The sequence below is a fragment of the Jatrophihabitans sp. genome (genome assembly GCF_051960575.1).
In the GTDB taxonomy this organism is placed as follows: domain Bacteria; phylum Actinomycetota; class Actinomycetes; order Mycobacteriales; family Jatrophihabitantaceae; genus JBQCEE01.
The window spans coordinates 33,667-55,409 of record NZ_JBQCEE010000366.1 but is presented as its reverse complement, the minus strand read 5'-3'; the positions used below and the strand labels follow the sequence as shown (position 1 = coordinate 55,409).

Genomic DNA, 21,743 nt, shown 5'->3' with positions numbered 1-21,743 from the left:
CGCGGTTCGTCGCGATCCGCGAGCAGTTCGCCGGCGGCACCGACCGCGTCGGTGACGTCGTGAACCTGCCGACGGCCGCCACGCGGCTGGGACACGAGACGATCGCCGCGATCCCGTTCACCGTGCTCGAGAACATCCCCGCCACGGCCGAGACGAGCCGGGTGGTGCGCGAGATCCACGACGAGATCAGCGGCGCCGTCTACGACATCATCTCGGGCACGACGCGCGGTATCACCGGCGCGCTGCGGCGCGGGTTCACCGGGTCGCCGAAGCGCCCCGAGCCGGACGCAGTGGAGCAGGCCGTGACCGACATCGCCGCCGAGGCGACCGACGACGAGGACCCCCAGGACCGATGACGACCGATCCCCTGCGCCGCGTGGCCGACGCCGACGTGCGCCGGGTCGACCTGCGGGTGCCGGTGGCGCCTCCGCTCGACCTGCCCGCCGTCGACGGCCTGCTCGCCGGTGTCGCCGAGGTCGACATCACGCCGCCGCCCGGGATGCCGAAGGCCGGGCACTCGCGCAACGCCCAGGACGGCACGGGGTTCCGCACTCGGCTGAAAGTGCGCGTGCTGCATCTGCGCGCCGGCACCGCATCGGTCGCGCTCGTGGCCTGCGACCTGCTCAGCGGCTCGGCGATCGTGCACCACCTGGTGGCGCACCGCATCGCCGAGGCGACCGACGTGCGGCTGCCAGGGCTCTTCCTCGGTGCCACCCATACGCACGCGGGCCCCGGCCAGTTCAGCGGCAGCGAGTTCTACAACCACTGGGCGTCGAACCGGCCAGGCTTCGACCCCGCCTGGACGGACTTCCTCGTCGACCGCATCAGCGGCGCGGTGATCGAGGCGGTGCGCACGCGCCGGCCCGCACGGCTCGCCTTCGGCACCACGGACGTCTGGGGATTCACCCGCAACCGCTCGCTACCGGCGTTCGTGCGCAACGACAACGTCGCCGACAAGCGCACCGAGGCGCAGCGCAAGTACACCGCTGTCAATCCGGCTCTGCATCTGGTGAGGGTCGACGAGGCGGAGGGTGGCCCGCTTGGCGCCTTCGTCTGGTTCTCGATCCACGGCACCGGCATCAGCCACAGCGACACCTCGTACAACGCGGATGTCTGGGCGTACATCACCGGTGACCTCGCGCAGCGGGTCGAGGCCGCGACGGGACAGCGGCCGGTCGTCGGCGCGGTCGAGGGCACGCACGGCGACATGACCCCGGCCGTGCGTCCGGGCATGTTGGTGTTCCACGAGGCCGAGCGGGTCGGGCGCGGCATCGCCGCGGCGGCGGCCGGGCTGCACGCCTCGCTCGAGCCGTCGCACTCGTCGTCGGTGTCGCTGTCGGCCGGACTGCGCGAGCTCGACCTCGCGACGCACCCCGAGGTCGACGGCATCGTGCTGCCCGGCCCACGCATCGGCATCGCCAAGCTGGCCGGCGCGGTCGAGAACACGACACCCGTCGTCGACAAGCTGCCGCTGTTCCGTCCCGGCATGCCGAAGCTGCGCGACCGCGGGCCGCAGGGGGTCAAGCGGGTGGTCGGCACCGACCTCGTGCACACGCGCATCAACCCGGACGAGGACTTCCCGCTCGTGCTGCCGATCCAGCTGCTGCGCATCGACGACGTCGGCGTGCTCGGGCTGCCCTTCGAGATCACCGTCGAGTCAGGGCGCCGCATCGCCGCGGCGGTCGAGTCGGCGGGCATCGGCACGGCGGTGGTGTCCTCACTCGCTAACGACCACTGCGACTACCTCACCACCCCCGAGGAGTACGGCGCCCAGTTCTACGAGGGCGCCTCGACGCTGTTCGGGCCGAAGCAGCTCGAGTTCGTGTGCGGGTGCGCGCGGCGGCTCGCGTCCGAGATGGTGCGGGACGAGGCGGTGGCGGACGTCTCGATCGAGCGGCGGTTCGAGTTCACCGTGCGGCGCTACCTGGCCCGACCGACCGGTCGGTCGGTGACGCGGGTACTGGACGAGCCGACCTTCACCGAGGCCACCGCGCGCGAGGACGCGTACTGGGAGCTGACCTGGTCCGATGTCGCACCCGGCGACCTGCACTGGCACGAGCCGCTGGTGCGGGTCGAGACCGAGGACGGCAAGGTGGTGGCCGACGACGCCGGCTACCACCTGGGCGTGACGTACCTCGGCGGTCGGGGCGGGCACCGCTACGCAGCGAGGTGGTACGCGCCGCCGCTCGGCCGCCCCGGCCGGCACCGCTTCGTCCTGCCCGCGAACGGCCTCGCCGCCGAAGCGGTCAGCACCCCGTTCGACTGAGCCGCGAGCCCGTCAGGCGAGGGCGGGCAGGCCGCCGTACTCGAACGCGTCGAGCGGCTCGATGTCGACGGCCTCGGGCGCGGTGACCGCGACCGGGGCGCTGCGCAGCTCACCGAGCCGCACCAGGACGATGCCGCCGAGCACGACCGCGCCGCCGAGCGCCTGCAGCAGCGTCGGCTGCTGGCCGACGAGCACCCAGGCGAACAGCGCCGAGAACAGCACCTCGATGAGGCCGAGGAAGGACGACACCGTCACGCCCAGCGCGCGGGTGGCGGCGATGCTCACGGTGTAGGCAAGGGCGCCGGCGAGCACCGCGAGGCCCAGCACGGGCACGAACCAGGGCGCCTGGTGGCCGGCGAAGTCGACGTCGCGCGTCGAGGCGGCGAACCGGACGAGATGGGTGAGCCCGAGGAACCACAGCAGCCCGGCCCCGACGGCCATGCCGCCCCAGGCCACGACGATCGGCGGGGTCGAGTCGTCGCCGCTGCCCGAGAGCACGAAGAACACCGCCAGGCCGACGGCGGCGAGCGATCCCCAGAACAGCCCGACGACGTCGACGTGCGCGCCGCCGAAGATGTCGAGCACGAGGGTGAGCCCCGAGAGCGCGAGCACGCCCCCGGCCATCGTCAGCGGTGAGGGGCGGCGGCCGTGCGCGAGCCACATCCAACCCACGACGAGCACCACACCGAGGTACTCGAGCAGCAGCGCCACGCTAATCGACAGGTGGCTCACCGCGCAGAAGTAGAAGAACTGGCAGCCGCCGACGGCGATGAGGCCGAACGCGGCGATCCGCCCCGCGGCCTGGCGCAGCACGTGTCGGCGACCACGCAGCGCGAGCAGCGCCGGGATCGTCAGCAACAGCGCGGCGATCGTCACCCGGGCGGTGACGGCCGCAGCCGGCGACCACCCCGAGGACATCAACGACGACGCGAACGAACCCGAGGAACCGAACAGCGCTGCGGACGCGAGGCCCAGCGGCAATCCGGATGCTGCACGCATGTGAACTTCTCCGACACCTGTTGTCATGACCAAAGCGGGGGTACGCTCATGACAGTAGCCGCCGGCACTGTCAGGAGTCAACTTGCCTTTCACTCATGACACAGAAATGGCGCTCGCTGCTGCCGCCGCGCTGGTCAACACGATCGCCGACGACGAGGAACGACTGCCCGACGTCGCCTCGCTGAACGCGTTTTGCGACGAGTGGCAGTACACGGGCCGGCGGGCCCGGACGCGCGCCGAGCTCGAGGACGTGCGAGCCCTGCGCCCGCGCCTGCACGAGCTCTGGACGAGCGACGAGGACGCCGCCGTCGTCATCGTCAACCGGCTGCTGCGCGAGTACGACGCGCTGCCGCAGCTCGTGCGGCACGACGGCTGGGACTACCACATCCACGCCACCTCACCGGAGGCCCCGCTCGCGCAGCGGATGGCGGTCGAGGCCGCGATGGCGTTCGTCGACGTCATCCGCGCCGGCGAGCTCGACCGGCTGCGGGTGTGCGCCGCCGACACCTGCAACGACGTGCTCGTCGACCTCTCGAAGAACCGGTCGCGCCGCTTCTGCGACGCGACGTGCGGCAACCGCACGAACGTCGCGGCCTACCGCGCGCGGCGCTCCGGTGCGGCCGGGTAGCGCTGCTCCGACCAGGTCTCGGGCAGCCACGGCGTGCGCGAGTGCACGATGTCCAGCTCGCCGGGCACGGACGTGATGAGCTGGCCGAACACGGTGGCGTACACCTCGTCCCCGAACGGCACGCGCACCACCAGCGCACCGATCGCGTCGAGCGGTTCGGTCGACGCGACCACCGACCGCCAGTGCTCGGCAGCGAAGCGGGGCGCGTAGGCGACCGTCTTCTCGTCGTCGGCGTCGACCCCGCGCGACGTGATCATGTGCGTGCCTGGCTCGAGCTCACGGCGCTGCAGCGTCTCGGCGTCCCAGACCCACACCGTCACCGCGTCAGGACGCGCGAGCACCAGGTTGAACGACGCCATGGCGCGATGGTCGACGGCCTCAGTCCAGGCATCGCCGTGCGCGAGCGCGGCGAGCGGCAGCAGCCCGCGCGACGGCGTGCCTTCGCGCCGCTCGATGCGGTTCACCAGCAGCGCGGTGGCCCCGGTCTGGACGTCGGACGCGCACCACGTGCCGCCGGCGAGCCGGTCGCGTCCGCCCACGGCGTTCGGCTGGTCGGGCCACCAGGCGGCCGGCTCGTCGAACTCGCGGGACACGACCTCGTCGCGCAGCGCGAGGACGCGCAGGGGCCGGCCGGGCTGGTGACGCGTGACGACGGTGCACACGTCCACCGAGTCTGCCGACCCTGCCGTACGGTGCGGCAGGTGGGTTGCGTGTTCTGTGCCATCGTCGCGGGCGACGCTCCGGCGCACCGCGTGCACGAGGACGAGCACACGCTCGCCTTCCTCGACATCCGGCCGCTCGCGCCGGCGCACACGCTGGTCGTGCCGAAGACGCACGCGCCCGGGCTCGCCGACCTCGACCCGGACGCCGGACGCCACGCCTTCGCCACGGCACAGCACGTCGGCCGGGCCATGCGACACGCGCCGATCAACGCCGACGGCGTGAACCTCGTCCTGAACGACGGCCGGGCCGCGGCGCAGACGGTGTTCCACGTGCACATCCACGTCGTGCCGCGCTTCGCCGGCGACAAGCTGCGGCTCGCCAAACAGGTGCTGCGCCGCCGCCCCGGCGACCTCGAGGCGACGGCCGAGCAGGTCCGCCGCGCCCTCGCTGCCGGTCACTCCGCCTGAGGAGCACTCACCGCGGCGTTGAGGGCGGTGGCGTAGCCGCACCAGGCGAGGTAGGGCGCGAGCAGTGCGGCCGCCGTCGGGTCCTCGTCGCGCAGCGCGACGATCTCGGCGGCCAGCGTCGCGTCCAGGGCGGCGATGATCGCGAGCGCTGTGGGCTTGCCGCGGGCGGCGAAGAACGCCCACGGCCAGGCCGCGTTCAGCGTCAGCTGCGCCGCGTGCAGCGCGCGGGTGCGCGTCGACATCCGCGGGTATGCCCGCCAGCCGGCGACCCCGATCGCCGCGTAGAGCGCCGTCCACACCGGGCCGAAAGCACCGGCGGGCGGCGCCCACGCCGGCTTGCGCAGCCGGGCGTAGACCTGCGGTGCGTTGCGCGACCCCACGCCGCCGATGACGGCCGCAGCCGCCGGCGCGAGCGCGAACGCCAGGCGGCTGCGCGACGCCATCACGCCACCGGCACGATCTCGGGCGCGCCGAGACGGGCGGCGTCCGCGGTCGCGTCGTCGGGCTGCTGCTGCGAGTCGCGCTCGGCCTCGACCCGGGCGAGGTAGTGCTCGACCTCGGTCTGCTGCTGCTGCTCGGTCCAGCCGAGCAACGGGGCCATCAGCCGGGCGACGACCGGCGCCGCACCGACGCCGCGGTCCCACGCCTCGATCGAGGCGCGCGTGCGGCGGGCCAGGATGTCGTCGAGGTGCCGGGCGCCCTCGTGCGTGACGCCGTAGACGACCTCGGCCAGCAGGTAGTCGTCGGCGCCGGGCAGCGGCTCGCCGAGCGACGGGTCGGCGGCCACGAGGTCGAGCACCTCGTCGATCAGCGAGCCGTACCGCGAGAGCAGGTGCTCGATGCGCGCCACGTGCAGGCCCGACTGCTCGGCCAGCCGGTGCTTCTGGTTGCGCTTGGCCTCGAAGCCGTCGGCGCCGGCGAGCAGCACGTCCTCGGTGCACGACTCGGGCACGCGCGCGTCGAGCCCGCGCACGGCCTCGTCGATCGCGTCCTTGCCCATCACGCGGTAGGTCGTGTACTTGCCTCCGGCCACGACCACGAGCCCCGGCACCGGGTGCCCGACGACGTGCTCGCGGCTGAGCTTCGAGGTCGAGTCGCTCTCACCCGACAGCAGCGGTCGCAGCCCGGCGTAGACGCCCTGCACGTCCTCGCGGGTGAGCGGCGACTTCAGCACCGTGTTGACATGGTCGAGGATGTAGTCGATGTCGCCGGCGCTCGCCGCCGGGTGGGCGAGGTCGAGGTTCCAGTCGGTGTCGGTCGTGCCGATGATCCAGTGGCGGCCCCACGGGATCACGAAGAGCACGCTCTTCTCGGTGCGCAGGATGATCCCGGTGTTCGACTGCAGCCGGTCGCGCGGCACGACGAGATGCACACCCTTGGACGCGCGCACATGGAACTGGCCGCGCGTCTCGGCCAACCGCTGCGTCTCGTCGGTCCAGACGCCGGTGGCGTTGACGACCTGCTTGGCCCGCACGTCGAACTGATCGCCGGTCTCGAGGTCGACGACCCGCGCGCCGGTCACCCGCTCGCCCTCGCGCAGGAAGTCGACGACGCGCGTGCGGTTCGCCGCGAGCGCGCCGTAACCGACTGCGGTGCGCACGACGGCCATGGTGTGCCGCGCGTCGTCGACCTGCGCGTCCCAGTACGACACGGCACCGGTGAGCGCCTCGGGCTTGAGGCAGGGCGCCTCACGCAGCGCCTTCCGCTTCGACAGGTGCCTATGGTGCGGCAGGCCGCGGGCCGTGCCGAGCGCCGTCCCCATCGTGTCGTAGAGCAGAACGCCCGCGCCGACGTTCGGGCGCTCCCAGGCCCGGTGTGTGAGCGGATACAGGAACGGCACCGGACGCACCAGGTGCGGCGCGAGCTTGCGGGCCAGCAGACCGCGTTCGTGCAGGGCCTCGCGCACCAGCGCGAAGTCGAGCATCTCGAGGTACCGCAGGCCGCCGTGGATCAGCTTCGACGACCGCGACGACGTGCCGCTCGCCCAGTCGCGGGCCTCGACGATGCCGACGGACAGGCCGCGGGTGACCGCGTCCAGTGCGGCGCCGGCGCCGACGACACCGCCGCCGACGATGAGCACGTCGAGTTCGGGCGCGTCCCTCATCGCCCGGAGGGCATCGGCGCGGGCGGCTGGGGACAGTGCACTCGAAGGCACGGTGTTTCCTTTCGTCACTACGGTTGTCGATGCAGAGGTGGGACGCGTCAGTCGACGTCGACCCAGTCGAGCGTGCGGTCGATCGCCTTGCGCCAACCGGCGTACCCGGCCGCCCGCTGCTCGTCCGACCACTCGGGCTTCCAGCGCTGCGACTCGTTCCAGTTGGCACGCAGTTCGTCGGTGTCCTTCCAGAAGCCGACGGCGAGCCCGGCGGCGTAGGCGGCGCCGAGTGCGGTCGTCTCGGCGACGACCGGGCGGCTCACCGGCACGCCGAGCACGTCGGCCTGCAGCTGCATGCAGAGGTTGTTGGCCGTCACGCCGCCGTCGACCTTCAGCACCTCGAGGTCGACGCCCGAGTCGCGCGCCATCGCCTCGACGACATCGCGGCTCTGGTAGCAGATCGCCTCGAGCGTCGCGCGGGCCAGGTGCGCGTTGGTGTTGAACCGCGACAGCCCGACGATCGCACCGCGGGCGTCGCTGCGCCAGTACGGCGCGAACAGCCCGGAGAAGGCCGGCACGAAGTAGACCCCGCCGTTGTCCTGCACCTGCCGGGCGAGCGTCTCGACCTCGGACGCACCGGAGATGATGCCGAGCTGGTCGCGCAGCCACTGCACGGCCGACCCGGTCACCGCGATCGACCCCTCGAGCGCGTACACCGCCTTCTCGTCGCCGAACTGGTAGCAGACCGTCGACAGCAGGCCGTGCGTGCTGCGCACCAGGTCTGTACCGGTGTTGAGGAGCATGAAGTTGCCGGTGCCGTAGGTGTTCTTGGCCTCGCCGGGCGCGAAGCAGACCTGCCCGACGGTCGCCGCCTGCTGGTCGCCGAGGTCGCCGGTGAGCCGCATGCCGCGGGCGACGCCGGGCGTGGCGACCTCGCCGTAGCCCTCCGGGTCGGACGACGGCCGGATCTGCGGCAGCATCGCGCGCGGGATGTCGAAGAAGCCCAGCAGCTCGTCGTCCCAGTCGAGGGTCTCGAGGTCCATGAGCATGGTGCGGCTCGCGTTCGTCACGTCGGTGACGTGCACGCCGCCGTTCGGGCCGCCGGTGAGGTTCCAGAGCAACCAGGTGTCGGTGTTGCCGAAGAGGATGTCGCCGCGCTCGGCGCCGGCACGCACGCCCTCGACGTTCTCGAGGATCCACTGCACCTTGCCGGCCGAGAAGTACGTGGCGGGCGGCAGCCCGGCCTTGCGCCGGATCACCTCGCCGCGGCCGTCGCGCTCGAGCGCCGAGGCGATGCGGTCGGTGCGCGTGTCCTGCCAGACGATCGCGTTGTAGCAGGGGCGTCCGGTGCGCCGGTCCCACACGACCGCCGTCTCGCGCTGGTTGGTGATGCCCAGCGCGGCGAAGTCCGACGCCTTGAGCCCGGCGCGGTTCATCGCCGTCTGCAGCACCGTGCTGCTGCGCTCCCAGATCTCGGTCGGGTCGTGCTCGACCCAGCCGGCCCGCGGCAGGATCTGCTCGTGCTCGAGCTGGTGGCGGCCACGCTCGTTGCCCTCGTGGTCGAAGATCATGAAGCGGGTGCTGGTGGTGCCCTGGTCGATCGCTCCGACGAAGTCAGCCATGGTTCGTCTCCTCAGTGGTCGGCAGGTCGCAATGGACTTTGGTGGATGGTGGTGTCGGCGCGCCCGGTCACGCGCCGGCCTCGATCTGTTCGGTGGTCGGCAGGAACGGGCGGATCAGCGCGCGGTAGAGCCCGCCGCCGGCGACGGCGCCGAGCGCCGGCCCGACGATCGGCACCCAGAAGTAGAGGTCGCCGTACTGGTCGCGGAACGTGCCGCCGTACCCGGTGACGAACGCGGCGAGCCGCGGGCCGAAGTCACGTGCGGGGTTGATCGCGTAGCCGGCGTCGGTGCCCCAGGCCATGCCGATCCCGACGACGAGCAGGCCGACGATGAGCGGGGCGAGGTTCGCCAGCGGGCTGGTGTTGCGCGCGTCGGTGATCGCGAAGATGACGAGGACGAGGATTGCGGTGCCGATGATCTGGTCGCGCAGCGCGCCGAGGTCGCTCACCGGCAGCGTGCCGTTGCCGGGCAGCGTCGAGAAGATGCCCTGACTCTTGATCGTGTGGCCCGGGTCGAAGCGGGCGATGACCTCGCTGTAGTTCCAGCGCACGAGCAGCGCGGCCAGGAACGCACCCGCGGTCTGCGCCACCGCGTACGGGGCCACCTTGCGCCACGAGAACCCGTCGAAGACGGCGAGCGCCACGGTGACCGCGGGGTTGAGGTGCGCGCCGCTGATCTTCCCCGCGACGTAGACACCCATCGTCACGCCGAGGCCCCACGCCCAGGCGATGCTGTCGTGGCTGCCCAGCTGCGCGGTCACGACCTGCGCGACGACGCCGCAGCCGAACAGGATGAGGATGAACGTGCCGAGGAACTCGGCGAGCAGCTCGCCCGCGAGTCCGGGGACGTAGGGTTTGACGCGACCGCGCGCTCGGGTCGGGTCGGGCAGGCCGGCCGACGCCTCCGCCGGCACTGATTCGGACAGGACGCTCTTCGCCATGAGCTCCTCGGCTCCCTTCGACTGGTGGTTGGTGAGCGCGCTCACTTCGGACGCTAGGGGTGCGCACCGGCCTCGGACACCGCCCGTGTTCGACCATGTCGACCGGGCGACCGCGTCCGAGGGCCCTGAACGTGCGCCGTGGGACGGGTCGAAAAGGCTTCCGGACGCCCATGGAGAGTCCGTTCTGCCGGGATCGTTCGACATTGCCGACCCCGAACCTGTGCAGGCCCTGCCGGGCTGACTACCGTCGAGTCGTGCCCGGTGCCATCCAGTCGGTCGAGCGCGCGGCCGCCCTGCTGCACCTCGTCGCCGAGCACCCGGGCGAGCTCGGGCTCAGCGAGCTGGCCGAGGCGCTCGGTCTGGCGAAGGGCACCACGCACGGCCTGCTGAGCACGCTGCGGGATGTCGGGTTCGTCGAGAAGGACGCCGCCGGCAAGTACGGCCTCGGACGCGAGCTCGCCGAGCTGACCGACAGCCACCTCGACCCGCACGACCTGCGCTCGCACGCCATCAACTGGGCCGACGCCTTGGCCGCGCGCAGCGGCGAGGCGGTCCGCGTCGCCGCGCTCGTCGAGGGCGAGCCGGTGATCGTGCACCACGTGTTCCGCCCGGACGACTCGCGCCAGGTGCTCGAGACCGGCCGGTCGATCCCGGCGCACGCGACCGCGCTCGGGAAGGTGCTGCGGGCGTGGGCGGTGACGCTGCCGCCGCGCGCCGGCGACGAGTGGCAGGGCTACACCGCGCACACCATCACCGACCCGAAGCTGCTGGCCCGCGCGCTCATCGACGTGCGGCGCCAGGGCTGGGCGGTCGACGTCGAGGAGTGCGTGATCGGCGAGGCGTCGATCGCCGCGCCGATCCACGGGCCGGTCGGCCGGGTCACCGGCGCCATCGCGATCACGGGGCCGATCGACCGGCTCTGCGACGCCCGCCGCACGCCGCGGGCCCACCTCGTCGACCAGGTGCTCGACGCCGCCCAGGCCGTCTCGCGCGACATCGTGACGGCACGCCGGTGACCCGCGCGGGCACACCGCGCCATGTGCTGGCGATCGATCAGGGCACGACGTCGACCCGGGCCATCCTGTTCGACGGCTCCGGCCGGCTGGTCGCGCTGCGGCAGCTCGAACACGCGCAGTCGTACCCGCAGCCCGGCTGGGTCGAGCACGACCCGGAGGAGATCTGGGCGAACCTGCGGCGCATCGTCCCGGCCACACTGCGCGACGCGGGTCTGACGCCCGACCGGGTCGCGGCGGTCGGCATCGCCAACCAACGCGAGACCACGGTCGTCTGGGATCGCGCCACCGGGCGCCCGATCCACCCGGCGATCGTCTGGCAGGACACCCGCACCACTGAGCAGCTCGACCGCCTCGCCGCGGCCGGCGCCGGCGACGAGGTGCGCGCACGCACGGGGCTGCCGCTCGCGTCCTACTTCAGCGCGTCACGACTCGCCTGGATCCTCGACGCCGTCCCTGGCGCGCGGGCCCGCGCCGCGCGCGGCGAGCTGCTGTTCGGGACGATCGAGACCTGGCTGATCTGGAAGCTCACCGGTGGCGTGCACGTCACCGACGTGACCAACGCGAGCCGCAGCCTGCTCATGGACCTGCGCACGCTGCGCTGGGACGAGGGGCTGCTGCGGTTGTTCGACATCCCGCCCGAGGTGCTGCCCGAGATCCGCCCGAGCCTGCAGGTGTTCGGCGACTGCACCGAGCTGCTGCCCGGCGTGCCGATCGCGGCCGCCCTCGGCGATCAGCAGGCGGCGCTGTTCGGGCAGACCTGCTTCGACGCCGGCGACGCCAAGTGCACCTACGGCACCGGCTCGTTCCTGCTGCTCAACACGGGCAGGCAGCCGGTGCTCTCCGAACGCGGGCTCATCCCCACCGTCGCCTACCAGGTCGACGGCGCGGCGCCGGTCTACGCGCTCGAGGGCTCGATCGCGGTCACCGGATCACTCGTGCAGTGGTTCCGCGACCAGCTCGGTCTCATCCGCACAGCGCCGGAGATCGAGACCCTCGCCCGCACCGTCGACGACAACGGCGGCTGCTACATCGTCCCCGCGTTCGCCGGACTGTTCGCCCCGCACTGGCGCAGCGAGGCGCGCGGCGTGATCGCCGGCCTCACGTCGTACGTGACGAAGGGGCATCTCGCGCGTGCCGTCCTCGAGGCGACCGCGTGGCAGACGCGCGAGGTCGTGGACGCGATGAACGCCGACTCGGGCCTGCCGCTCACGGCGCTGCGCGTCGACGGCGGGATGACCGCGAACAACCTGCTCATGCAGATGATCGCCGACCGGCTCGACACGACGGTCGTGCGGCCGATGGTCGCCGAGACGGTCTCGCTCGGCGCGGCCTACGCCGCGGGGATCTCCGTCGGGCTGTGGCCGGACTTCGGTGCCCTGCGCCGGCACTGGCACAAGGCCGCCGAGTGGCTGCCCGCGATGGACCCCGCCCGCCGCGAGCGCGAGTTCGAGCACTGGCAGTTCGCCGTCACGCGGACCTTCGACTGGCCGCACTGAGGGGCAGCGCTTTCGCAGTGCCGCCGGTTCAGGCGCCCAGGTCGTCGAGGTCGACCCGCGCTTCGAACGGCTCGCGGGCGAGGAACGAGCGTGTGACCGGTCCGATGGCGTCGTCGGAAGACCCATCGCCGAGGCGGCAGGCGAGCAGAGTCGGTCGGGGATTGAGGTCGATGATCCAGTAGTGCGGGACGCCCGCGTCGGCGTATTCGCGGCGCTTGACGAGGGTGTCGACCCGCCGCGAGCCCGGCGACACGACCTCGACGACCAGCAGGGTCGCGGCTGCACGAAGCAGACCGCCGTCACGGTCGACCCGCTCGAACTCGGCGCGACGCACCACCACGAGATCGGGACGCCGCGCCGTGCCCGGCTGACCCTCGGGCGCGAGCTGCAGGTCGAGGTCCACGTCCGGCACCGCCGTGAGATCCGCCGGCAGCTGGCTGTGCAGCTGGCTGTACAGCTGCGCGACGGCGACCATGTGCCGAGGCGTCGGGCTGGGCGTCATCACGAGGTTGCCCTCGTGCAGCTCCCATCGATGACGGTCGTCCTCACCGAGCGCGGCGAATTCGGCGACCGTCAGCAATCGGCCGGGTGGCTGCGTCAGCGCTGTCATCGAGCGACCTCCAGCCCTCGAGTCTGACACGCCCACCGCGTCGATCCTCTCGTCCGTCGATCGGATCGAAACACCCTCGAGCGACTGGACGGCCGAGCGGCTCAACGGCCACGGAGCAGCACGCGACGGAACAGCATGGCGCCGGGCCGTCCTCGCATGTCCGGCTGCTCCGTCCGGGCCAGCGCCTCCTCGGGCGTGAACATCGACCGTGACAGGCACTCCGCGACCAGGCGCTCGAGTTCGTCCTCACTGATCTCGGGTGCCATGTCGATGACCGCCCGCACTGGTGTCGCGCAGCGGAGGCCGTTGACGATGGTCACGTCGGACTCGGGGACGTCGTCGTAGTGGACGATGATCTCCTGATCACCGAGGTCGACCCGCTCGGCGAGCAGTCCGTTGCTGTCGAGGAAGAAGCGGGGCTTGGCGTCATGTGGCATGGCGCGGAACGGTAGCTGGCTCCGACGCGCTGATCCGGAGTTATCCACAGCTATCAGGGAACCCGGAAGTCAGGCCACACCTGCCGGCTCACGCGGAGGGCGTGGGATTCGAACCCACGTCAGGGGATCACCCTGAAGCGGTTTTCAAGACCGCCGCACTCGGCCACTATGCGAGCCCTCCAACCGGTCGAAGGTACCGGGATTGCAGGGGTCCGCCGTCAGCCGGGGGCACCCAGACGCGCCACCAGCTCGACGGCCGTCAGGCCGAAGGTCTCCCGCACCACGGCGCCGCGAGGGCCGAGGTCGAAGACGGCGTACTCGGTGTAGAGCCGGTCGACGCAGGCGCGGCCCGTCAGGGGGTAGGTGCAGGCCGGCACCAGCTTCGACGACCCGTCCTTGGCGAACAGCGACATCATCACGAACACCTGCTTGGCGCCGATCGCGAGATCCATCGCGCCGCCGACGGCCGGGATCGCATCCGGGGCACCGGTGTGCCAGTTGGCCAGATCGCCGTGGGACGAGACCTGGAAGGCACCGAGGACGCAGACGTCGAGGTGACCGCCGCGCATCATCGCGAAGGAGTCGGCGTGGTGGAAGTAGGCGGCCCCGGGCAGTTCGGTGACGGGGATCTTGCCGGCGTTGGTGAGGTCGGGATCGATGTCGTCACCGACCGCGACGGGACCCATGTTGAGCATCCCGTTCTCGGTGTGCAGCACCACCCCGGCGTCGGGCGCAAGATGATCGGCGATCAGCGTGGGCTGGCCGATGCCGAGGTTCACGAAGGCGCCGGCGGGGATGTCGCGCGCCACCAGCGCGGCCATCGCGTGCTTGTCGAGCGGTTCCGCCGCACGCTGAGGGACTGCGTCCAGGTCGACGGGCGAGGCGAGCACACCGGCGATCAGGCCGCCGTCGGCCGGTGCGTTCACGGGCGCACCTGCACGATGCGGTCGACGTAGATGCTCGGGGTGACGACCGCTTCCGGGTCGAGCGCACCGACCTCGACCACCTCGTTCACCTGCACGATGACGGTCGTCGCGGCGGTCGCCATGACCGGCCCGAAGTTACGGGCGGTCTTGCGATAGACGACATTGCCCATCCGGTCGGCCCGGTGTGCGCCGATGAGCGCGACGTCGCCTCGGAGCGGGAGTTCGAGCACGTATTCGCGACCGTCGATCTCCCGAACCTCCTTGCCCTCGGCGAGGGACGTGCCCACGCCGGTCGGGCAGTAGAACGCGCCGATGCCCGCCCCTGCGGCACGGAGCCGTTCGGCGAGCGTCCCCTGCGGCACGACCTCGAGTTCGATGCGGCCCGCCCGGTACAGGCCGTCGAAGATCCAGCTGTCGACCTGGCGGGGGAACGAGCAGATGACCTTGCGTACCCGACCTGCGGCCAACAGGGCGGCGAGCCCCGTGTCACCGTTGCCCGCGTTGTTGGACACGATCGTCAGGTCGGTGGCCCCCTGGCGGATCAGCGCGTCGATCAACGGCACCGGCATGCCGGCCATGCCGAAGCCGCCGACCAGGACGGTGGCGCCGTCCTGGATGCCGGCGACGGCCTCGTCGGTGTCGACGCAGACCCGGGCCGTCACGCGCCGTCCTCGTTCTCGAGCACGACCGCGAGTCCCTGGCCGACGCCGATGCAGATCGCCGCGACGCCGTACCGTTCTCCCGTCGCGCGCAGCCGCGCGGCGAGCGTGGCGAGGATGCGGGCGCCCGAGGCGCCGAGCGGGTGCCCGATCGCGATCGCCCCGCCCCAGGCGTTCACGATCTCGGCGTCCCGGAGCCCCTGCTCCAGCCAGGTGTCGACACAGGCGATCGACTGGACGGCGAAGGCCTCGTTCAGTTCCACGGCGCCCACCTGCGCCCAGCCGATGCCGGCCCGCTTCAGTGCCGCGCCCGCCGCCTCGATGGGTGCCAGGCCGAACAGGTGCGGCTCACAGGCCGACGCGCCGCGGCCGGCGATCCGGGCGAGTGGTTCGGCGCCGAGCCGTTGCGCCGCCGACGCCGAGCCCAGGACGACCGCCGCAGCGCCGTCGTTGAGCGGCGAGGCGTTGCCCGCGGTGATGGTGCCGATGGGCCGGAAGGCGGGTCTCAGTGCGGCGAGCTTCTCGACGGAGGTGTCCGGACGGATGCCTTCGTCGCGTCCGAGGTCCGTTCCGGGCACGGCGACCACGAGCTCGTCGTAGTGGCCCTCGGCCCAGGCCTGCGCGGCGAGCCGGTGCGACCGTGCGGCGAACTCGTCCTGGCGCGCACGTGAGATGCCGGTCGACTCCGCGAGCAACTCGTTGCACTCGCCGAGCGAGGCCGTCCACTGCGCGGGCATCCGCGGGTTGACCAGCCGCCACCCCAGCGTGGTCGACACGGCCGTCACGTCACCGGCAGGGAACGCGCGCTCGGGCTTGGGCAGCACCCATGGGGCGCGGGACATCGACTCGACGCCGCCGGCGACCACGATGTCCGCGTCGCCGCTCGCGATCATGCGCGAGCCGACGATCGCCGCATCGAGCGACGATCCGCACAGTCGGTTCACCGTGCTCGCCGGCACGGTGGTCGGCAGGCCGGCGAGCAGGACGGCCATGCGACCGACATTGCGGTTGTCCTCGCCCGCCTGGTTGGCGCAGCCCCACACCACCTCGTCGATCTTTACAGGCTCCAGACGCGGAAGCCGTGCGAGCACGCCGTGCAGCGTCGCGGCGGCGAGATCGTCGGGACGGACGCCGGCGAGGCCACCGCCGAATCGGCCGAAGGGCGATCGCACGGACGCGTAGAGGTGGGACTCGGCCATGACCCGACGCTACGCGGAACCATCCATATGCTGAAGGACGAAATACTGGGCGGTTGATATCTAAGGAGTCTCAATGGAACTACGGCACCTCCGCGCGTACGTCGCCGTCGCGGAGGAGCGTCATTTCGGGCGAGCGGCCGAGCGGCTGCACATCGCGCAGCCGCCGCTCTCGCAGATGATCCGCGCGCTCGAAGGTGAACTCGGGGTCACCCTGCTCGAGCGCACCACCCGGCGCGTCGAGCTCACCACGGCCGGCACGGCCTACCTCGAGCGCGCGCGATCGATTCTGCACACGGTCGACGACGCGGCGGACGAGGCGCGACTGGTCGCGTCCGGCAGCATCGGCCGCCTCACCCTCGGCTGTGTCGGATCGGTGACCTACAGCCTCCTGCCGCGGGTGGCCCGCGCACTGTCAGAGCTGTCCCCGGGCCTCGAGATCTCGTTCCGCGGAGAGATGCTCGTGCCCGATCAGGTGGCCGCCCTGCATGCCGGTGAGATCGACCTCGCCCTGCTGCGCACGCCGTTGTCCGACCCTGATCTCGTCGTCCGCGTGCTGCGACGCGACGCGCTCGTCGCTGCCGTCCCGACGGGGCATCGGCTCGCCGGCCGTCGCCGGTTGGAGGTGCGCGACCTCAGGGACACCGACCTGATCATGCACGCGGGACGCGGCGGATCGGTCATGTTCGGTCGCGTCGCCGCACTGTGCCAGGACGCGGGGTTCACCCCGCGTGTGCGGCACGAGGTGGTCGAGACGTCGACGCTGGTCACCCTGGTGGCCGCGGGTCTCGGGATCGCGGTCGTGCCCGAACCGGTGACGGCACTGGCACTTGCGGGCGTCCGCTATCTCCCGCTGCGCGGCGCGGGACGGGTCGAGCTCGCCGTCGCGCGTGCGCGCTCACGCACGGAACCGCACGTCCTGCAGGCAGCAGCGGCGATCGTGTCGCTCGCCCAGGGGCCGGACGTCATGCAAGACCTCCGCGTACCCGAGCGGCATCTGCAGCAGCCAATATCCGGGCGGCCACGGCGTCCGACCGTGTCGTCGCGTGCGTGACCTGCGCGGCGTTTGATTGCTGCACGGCCCACGCGGTGATGATCCGCGGCTCGGCCGTCCACATCTCGAGACCGCGATATCCGCTCCCGGCCATGACGATCTGCGCGAGGGGGATCCGCGTCACCCGGAGAGGATTCACGACCGTGACCGTCTCATCGTCGAGAATGAGTTTGGGCCGGAAGCCGAAGGCCCATCCGACGAGGCCGCTGAGCGGGATGAGCACCACCGCGATGATCACGGCGACGAGCACGCCGGAGGCCTCCTTCGTGGTCGCCATGGCACCCGTGGCGGTCACCTCGAGGAAGAGCACGAGACCTATGCAGGTCGTCGTTGCTGCCCGAACGGAGCGTGCGGTCTTCCACGTCGTCGAGGTCTCAGCATCCGATGGCAACGCTCACCCTCCCGAGGCATCGTCAGGGCCGAGGATCGACCGAACGCCGGTCACCCTCTCACGCCTTGATGGACGGCGCCTTCGGCTGCGGGCTGTGCCCCAAGGGTCGGCGTCGTGCCGCCACGGGCGTCGGTGGCGCTGCTACGGCGCCGACCGGCGCGCTCGCGGGCCGAGCAGGTACCACCCCGGGCCGATGCGGTCGTCGAAGATCCCCGATCGTGCAATGTGCGTGCCCGAGGTCGTCGGGTGGGCGACCGCCGCTGGGCCGGCGACCGGCGCGCCTGCCCGCGCGTCGGTGGAGCCGGTCGGCAGCAGTGCATAGGTGAAGGTGACCGGTGCCGAGGTGCCGTAACCGGAGGTGAGCGTGATCGACACCGCGCCCGGCAGATGCGGGGGCAGCGTCATCGTGAGCTGCCGGTCCGAGACCACCGTGACCGGCAGGTCCTGGGTGCCGACCGCGTCGGTCAGGTGCCCGACGGTCACGCCGGCCAGCGACGTCCCGGTGACGGTGACGGGGGTGGCCGCGACACCCGTCGCGCTCGCCGGCGAGATGGACGAGATCTGCGGGGGCCCGACGTAGACGGTGCTCGACCGGGCCGTGCCCCAGGCCGTCGAGACCGCGACCGGCACCGTCCCTGCAGCGTGCGCCGGCGCGATCACGGTGAGCGACGTCGCGGTGCGCTGCACGAAGGAGTAGATCCGGGTGCCCGCCACGGACACCGACACGGCCGTGTCGAGGTGAGCACCGTGGACGGTGATGCGGCCACCCGGCTGCACCTGGCCGGTCACCGACGTCACCGTCGGCGCGGCGCCCTGCACCCCGGTGGTGAGCGGCCGCACCGCGCCGCGGTAGACGCCGCTCTCGGCGATGACGTCGGTCAACCTCGAGCGCATGATCGCCGTGCCGCTCTGCGCCGCCTGGATCACCAGGCCGTTGCCGACGTAGATCGCCGTGTGGCCGATGCCGTCGGCGATGTAGCCCGAGAAGAAGACGAGGTCGCCGGGCACGAGTTCGCCGATGCCCGGGTGGAACCGTCCCGCCTGCGTCTTCTGGGTCGCCGCGTAGTGCGCCAGGCTCTTGTACGGCGCCCACGCGTAGAGCGTCAGGCCGGAGCAGTCGAACCCGCTGACGTGGCAGTCGAGGTCGCCGCCGTTGTGCGCGCAGACCCCGATCGACGGGCCGCGTCCGGTGCCGCCGGCCCACGAGTAGGCAGCCCGAGCCACGAGCGGGCACGGCTCACCGCGGTGGCAGCCAGGGCCGGCGACCAGCGCGACCCACGGGCGACCCGCGCGTTCCGGTGCGCGGCGCGCACCTGCGCGGAGATGCGCTGTTCCTGGTGCGCGGTGAGGCCGCCCATGATCGGGTCGTCGGGCGTCGGGCGGACGAAGGTGTAGCGATCGGCGTCGGTGCGTGGTGAGAAGCCGGCCGGCGTCAGCACCCGGACGTGGACGGTCGAGTACTGGTCGTGCCACGGGACGCCGACGATCAGCCTCGTCGGCGAGACGACGTGCACGGCGTACCCGTCGGCGGTTCCAAAGGTGACCCTGGACGCGCCGGTGAACCCGCTGCCCTCGACGACGAGCTGCGTGCCACCCCAGTACGGGCCGCTGTGTCCGGACAGCGAGGTGACCGTCGGCAACGCCGTCGCTGCGGCCGCGCCGCACAGGCCGGTGAGGATGCCGACCGCGCCGAGCAGTGCACCGAGCAGACCACCCAGCACGACGGGTATCCGCCGCCGGGTACCGGAGGTACTGCGGGCCACGGGATCGTGGTTCATGGCAGCGCGGGTCCTGGCGCGACGGGCGAGGCGGTGCGGCGACACCGCACGAGACTGACCCGGCCGCCCGACCGGCCACAAGATCCGTTCGGCCCGACGGGGTCCTCGCGGCGCATCGTCCTCCTGCCGGCGCCCCGCCGGATCCCGGCGATCGACCCGAACTGTTCCGGTTCCACGGGCCGCGAGATGACGTAGCCCTGCGCGATGTCGCAGCCGAGCTGACGGACGGCCTGCAGCGTCTCGGCCGTCTCGATGCCCTCCGCGACGACCGTGAGACCGAGTCGGTGGCCGAGGTCGGCGACCGAGCCGACCAACGCGGCGTGCAACGGCTCGCGCTCGACGTCGTGGACGAGCATCCGGTCGATCTTGATCTCGTCGGCGGGCAACTGCGCCAGTTGGGTGAGCGACGAGTGACCCGCGCCGAAGTCGTCGAGGCTGACGCGGACGCCGAGCTCGCGGAACCTCGACAGTGCGTCGGCGCTGGCGGCCGGATCGAGCATCACCGCCGTCTCGGTGATCTCGAGGACGAGATGGTGCGCGAGCCGGCTGCGGGCGATGAGCCGGGTGACGTGGGCCAGCAGCGCCGGGTCGAGCAGGTTGCGCGCCGAGATGTTGATCGCCACGTCGATGACGAGGCCCTGCTCGTGCCAGTCGGCCAGCTGGGACAACGCCCGTTCCGTCACCCACGCGGTCAGGTCGCCGATCAGATCCGTGGACTCGGCGACGGGCAGGAACTCGTTCGGCCCGATCAGGCCGCGGCGCGGATGCTGCCACCGCACGAGCGCCTCCGCCCCGACGATCACGCCGGTCGCCAGGTCGAGCTTGGGTTGGTAGACCATCTTCAACTGGTCCTCGGCGATGGCGCGCCGCAGTTCCGTGTAGAGGGTCAGCTTGTCGAGCGTGAAGTCGTGCTGCGAGCAGTGGTAGCGCGTCGGTCCGCGCCCGGCACGCTTGGACGCGTACATCGCGATGTCGGCGCGTTGCATGAGGTCGGTGGCGTCGTCCCCGTCGTCGGGCGACACGGCGATGCCGATGCTCGCGCGCGTGTTGAGGAGGATGCCACCGAGATCGATCGGATCCGACAGTGCCGCTTCGATGGTCCTGGCGAGCGCGAGTGCTTCCGCCGGCCCGGCGCTCGACGGCATCAGGATCGCGAACTCGTCGCCCCCGAGCCGCGCCACGGTGTCGGCCTCGGGGACGAGCCGGCTCAGTCGGGAAGCCACTTCGCGCAGCAGGGTGTCGCCGTACCCGTGACCGAGCGTGTCGTTGACCTGCTTGAAGTCGTCGAGATCGAGCATGAGCATCGCCACCCGCGCCCCGGTCCGAGCAGCGACGCCGAGCGCCTGTTCGGCCCGGTCGATGAACAGCGTCCGGTTCGCGATGCCGGTGAGCCCGTCGTGGTAGGCCTGGAACGTGATCCGGGCCAGCTGCCTGCGCTCGGAGGCCCGCAGCCGCGCCGCGTCGATGACGAGCGCGCCCCGCATGGCGAACTGCCGGGCGAGGTCGTGCTCCTGCTGCGTCCAGCGGCGGCGCGTCGTCGCCTCACCGCAGATCACCATGCCGAGCGGACCGTCCGCCGACAGCAGCGGGATCGCGGCATAGGACACGAACCCGAGCGTCTGCACGAACCCACCGGGGCGGATGGCGGCGCCGGCCGCATCATCGACGAGACTCGGACACCCGGCCTCGAGCGCCTGCCACACCGGTGATGCCGCGGCGACCTTGCCGACGAGCGACCGGGACAGTGCTCGGCTCAGCTCGTCCGGGACGCCGACGCCGAGGGCGAACGAGATGAGCCCGGTGTCCTGGTCGACGACGTACATGCCGGCCAGTTCGGTCTGGAAGGCCTCCGCGGCGGCCCGGGCGACCACCGCCCCGGCCTCCTCGACGTCCCGGGCGTGTGCGCCCTCCTCGAGCAGCCGGCGGAACGCGTCGGCCGAGCGCAGCGCTGCCGCGGTGGCCTCTGCCGACGTCTGCCGCACCACCCCGCCGGTCAGGCACATCGCGAGACCCACGGCGACGCTGGGCGACAGCGCGGCCCACTGCTCGGGCGTGCAGTGCTGGATGACGAGGACGCCGACCTGGACGCCGGACGCCACGAGTCGGACCGCCGAGCCGGTGCCGTCCAGGACGGGCTCCGCGACGAACCCCTGGAAGGATGTGCCGACGTCGGCCGGCTGCGCGACGGATGCGCGGGCGGGTCCGACCTGGCGGGCGAGTGCCTCGATCCCGTCCCGGCCGAAGCCGGACGTGGCCGCACCGACGCGCCAGGAGCGTCCACCGTCGGACGGCGTGAGGACCGCCGCCGACCTCGAGCCGTGCGGGTCGCCGAGCGCCTCGTGCAGCAGCCCGAGGAGCAGTTCGGCCGGCGCGGACGAGACCGCCATGATCCGCGCGAGCGCTGCCACGACGGCAGCCTCGGTCGGACGCGGGCTGGTCATCCTCGAGCTTCCTGACGTCCGGTCGGCCGCACCGACCTCCGATGCTGATCACCCCATCG

At 72.0% G+C, this 21,743-nt stretch carries 22 protein-coding genes and 1 tRNA gene; 7 read left to right on the top strand and 16 right to left on the bottom strand.

Features of this window, described 5'->3' with window-relative positions; all coding sequences use genetic code 11:
- The coding region (locus ACTHMS_RS20580; RefSeq protein ID WP_440308528.1) for a hypothetical protein at positions 1-356 on the top strand (356 nt) is incomplete at its 5' end.
- Entirely contained in the window at positions 353-2,266 is a 1,914-nt protein-coding gene (locus ACTHMS_RS20575; protein ID WP_440308527.1) for a neutral/alkaline non-lysosomal ceramidase N-terminal domain-containing protein, read from the top strand. The genes ACTHMS_RS20580 and ACTHMS_RS20575, both read left to right, overlap by 4 nt.
- A gap of 12 nt (positions 2,267-2,278) precedes the next feature.
- Here ACTHMS_RS20575 and ACTHMS_RS20570 read toward each other — a convergent pair whose 3' ends face one another.
- Entirely contained in the window at positions 2,279-3,265 is a 987-nt protein-coding gene (locus tag ACTHMS_RS20570) for an EamA family transporter (protein WP_440308526.1), read from the bottom strand.
- Between the two features lie 82 nt (positions 3,266-3,347).
- Here ACTHMS_RS20570 and ACTHMS_RS20565 point away from each other — a divergent pair, with 82 nt between their 5' ends.
- Positions 3,348-3,893: a CGNR zinc finger domain-containing protein gene (locus ACTHMS_RS20565; protein ID WP_440308525.1), complete on the top strand. Its 546-nt coding sequence runs from the start codon at positions 3,348-3,350 to the stop codon at positions 3,891-3,893.
- On the opposite strand, the gene ACTHMS_RS20560 is transcribed toward ACTHMS_RS20565, so the two are convergent.
- The gene (locus ACTHMS_RS20560; RefSeq protein ID WP_440308524.1) at positions 3,860-4,555 is read right to left on the bottom strand and encodes an NRDE family protein; all 696 of its coding nucleotides are present in this window, start codon (positions 4,553-4,555) and stop codon (positions 3,860-3,862) included. The genes ACTHMS_RS20565 and ACTHMS_RS20560 overlap by 34 nt on opposite strands.
- A 39-nt stretch (positions 4,556-4,594) precedes the next feature.
- On the opposite strand from ACTHMS_RS20560, the gene ACTHMS_RS20555 reads away from it, so the two are divergent.
- Positions 4,595-5,023, top strand: a complete 429-nt coding sequence (locus tag ACTHMS_RS20555; RefSeq protein WP_440308523.1) for an HIT family protein — start codon at positions 4,595-4,597, stop codon at positions 5,021-5,023.
- On the opposite strand, the gene ACTHMS_RS20550 is transcribed toward ACTHMS_RS20555, so the two are convergent.
- The 4 genes from ACTHMS_RS20550 to ACTHMS_RS20535 all read right to left on the bottom strand — a co-directional run bounded on the left by ACTHMS_RS20550 (position 5,011) and on the right by ACTHMS_RS20535 (position 9,725).
- A complete protein-coding gene (locus ACTHMS_RS20550; RefSeq protein ID WP_440308522.1) occupies positions 5,011-5,466 on the bottom strand; it encodes a TspO/MBR family protein in 456 nt (151 codons plus the stop codon). The two genes, ACTHMS_RS20555 and ACTHMS_RS20550, sit on opposite strands and share 13 nt — an antisense overlap.
- Positions 5,466-7,127 (bottom strand): glycerol-3-phosphate dehydrogenase/oxidase, encoded by a 1,662-nt coding sequence (locus ACTHMS_RS20545; RefSeq protein ID WP_440308521.1) that lies wholly within the window; start codon positions 7,125-7,127, stop codon positions 5,466-5,468. Before ACTHMS_RS20545 ends, ACTHMS_RS20550 begins: the two co-directional genes overlap by 1 nt.
- 98 nt (positions 7,128-7,225) lie before the next feature.
- Positions 7,226-8,740 carry a glycerol kinase GlpK gene (gene glpK / locus ACTHMS_RS20540; protein WP_440308520.1) on the bottom strand — a complete coding sequence of 505 codons (1,515 nt, stop codon included), beginning with the start codon at positions 8,738-8,740 and terminating at the stop codon, positions 7,226-7,228.
- Positions 8,741-8,807: 67 nt separating this feature from the next.
- Positions 8,808-9,725 carry an MIP/aquaporin family protein gene (locus ACTHMS_RS20535; protein WP_440308519.1) on the bottom strand — a complete coding sequence of 306 codons (918 nt, stop codon included), beginning with the start codon at positions 9,723-9,725 and terminating at the stop codon, positions 8,808-8,810.
- Between the two features lie 209 nt (positions 9,726-9,934).
- Here ACTHMS_RS20535 and ACTHMS_RS20530 point away from each other — a divergent pair, with 209 nt between their 5' ends.
- Together ACTHMS_RS20530 and glpK (ACTHMS_RS20525) are read left to right on the top strand one after the other, a co-directional pair.
- The gene (locus ACTHMS_RS20530) at positions 9,935-10,696 is read left to right on the top strand and encodes an IclR family transcriptional regulator (RefSeq protein WP_440308518.1); all 762 of its coding nucleotides are present in this window, start codon (positions 9,935-9,937) and stop codon (positions 10,694-10,696) included.
- A complete protein-coding gene (gene glpK, locus ACTHMS_RS20525) occupies positions 10,693-12,192 on the top strand; it encodes a glycerol kinase GlpK (protein ID WP_440308517.1) in 1,500 nt (499 codons plus the stop codon). Before ACTHMS_RS20530 ends, glpK (ACTHMS_RS20525) begins: the two co-directional genes overlap by 4 nt.
- A 28-nt stretch (positions 12,193-12,220) precedes the next feature.
- Here the strand turns inward: glpK (ACTHMS_RS20525) and ACTHMS_RS20520 are convergent, their stop codons facing one another.
- The 6 genes from ACTHMS_RS20520 to ACTHMS_RS20495 form a co-directional block, all read right to left on the bottom strand.
- Positions 12,221-12,802, bottom strand: a complete 582-nt coding sequence (locus ACTHMS_RS20520) for a Uma2 family endonuclease (RefSeq protein WP_440308516.1) — start codon at positions 12,800-12,802, stop codon at positions 12,221-12,223.
- 101 nt (positions 12,803-12,903) lie between these two features.
- Entirely contained in the window at positions 12,904-13,239 is a 336-nt protein-coding gene (locus ACTHMS_RS20515; RefSeq protein ID WP_440308515.1) for a hypothetical protein, read from the bottom strand.
- A gap of 93 nt (positions 13,240-13,332) precedes the next feature.
- A tRNA-Ser gene (locus tag ACTHMS_RS20510) sits at positions 13,333-13,420 on the bottom strand.
- A gap of 37 nt (positions 13,421-13,457) precedes the next feature.
- Positions 13,458-14,060: a 3-oxoacid CoA-transferase subunit B gene (locus ACTHMS_RS20505; RefSeq protein WP_440308531.1), complete on the bottom strand. Its 603-nt coding sequence runs from the start codon at positions 14,058-14,060 to the stop codon at positions 13,458-13,460.
- A gap of 101 nt (positions 14,061-14,161) precedes the next feature.
- The gene (locus tag ACTHMS_RS20500; protein ID WP_440308514.1) at positions 14,162-14,827 is read right to left on the bottom strand and encodes a 3-oxoacid CoA-transferase subunit A; all 666 of its coding nucleotides are present in this window, start codon (positions 14,825-14,827) and stop codon (positions 14,162-14,164) included.
- The gene (locus ACTHMS_RS20495; protein ID WP_440308513.1) at positions 14,824-16,023 is read right to left on the bottom strand and encodes a thiolase family protein; all 1,200 of its coding nucleotides are present in this window, start codon (positions 16,021-16,023) and stop codon (positions 14,824-14,826) included. Before ACTHMS_RS20495 ends, ACTHMS_RS20500 begins: the two co-directional genes overlap by 4 nt.
- A gap of 73 nt (positions 16,024-16,096) precedes the next feature.
- Between ACTHMS_RS20495 and ACTHMS_RS20490 the strand changes: the two genes are divergently transcribed.
- Positions 16,097-17,074, top strand: a complete 978-nt coding sequence (locus ACTHMS_RS20490; RefSeq protein ID WP_440308512.1) for a LysR family transcriptional regulator — start codon at positions 16,097-16,099, stop codon at positions 17,072-17,074.
- Here ACTHMS_RS20490 and ACTHMS_RS20485 read toward each other — a convergent pair.
- From ACTHMS_RS20485 to ACTHMS_RS20470, 4 genes are all read right to left on the bottom strand, one after another.
- A complete protein-coding gene (locus ACTHMS_RS20485) occupies positions 16,986-17,384 on the bottom strand; it encodes a PH domain-containing protein (protein ID WP_440308511.1) in 399 nt (132 codons plus the stop codon). The two genes, ACTHMS_RS20490 and ACTHMS_RS20485, sit on opposite strands and share 89 nt — an antisense overlap.
- Positions 17,385-17,606: 222 nt before the next feature.
- Positions 17,607-18,638, bottom strand: a complete 1,032-nt coding sequence (locus tag ACTHMS_RS20480; protein ID WP_440308530.1) for an IPT/TIG domain-containing protein — start codon at positions 18,636-18,638, stop codon at positions 17,607-17,609.
- Entirely contained in the window at positions 18,569-19,243 is a 675-nt protein-coding gene (locus ACTHMS_RS20475; protein WP_440308510.1) for an IPT/TIG domain-containing protein, read from the bottom strand. The genes ACTHMS_RS20480 and ACTHMS_RS20475 overlap by 70 nt, the downstream gene beginning before the upstream one ends.
- Entirely contained in the window at positions 19,240-21,684 is a 2,445-nt protein-coding gene (locus tag ACTHMS_RS20470) for a putative bifunctional diguanylate cyclase/phosphodiesterase (RefSeq protein ID WP_440308509.1), read from the bottom strand. Before ACTHMS_RS20470 ends, ACTHMS_RS20475 begins: the two co-directional genes overlap by 4 nt.
- Between the last annotated feature and the right edge of the window lie 59 nt (positions 21,685-21,743).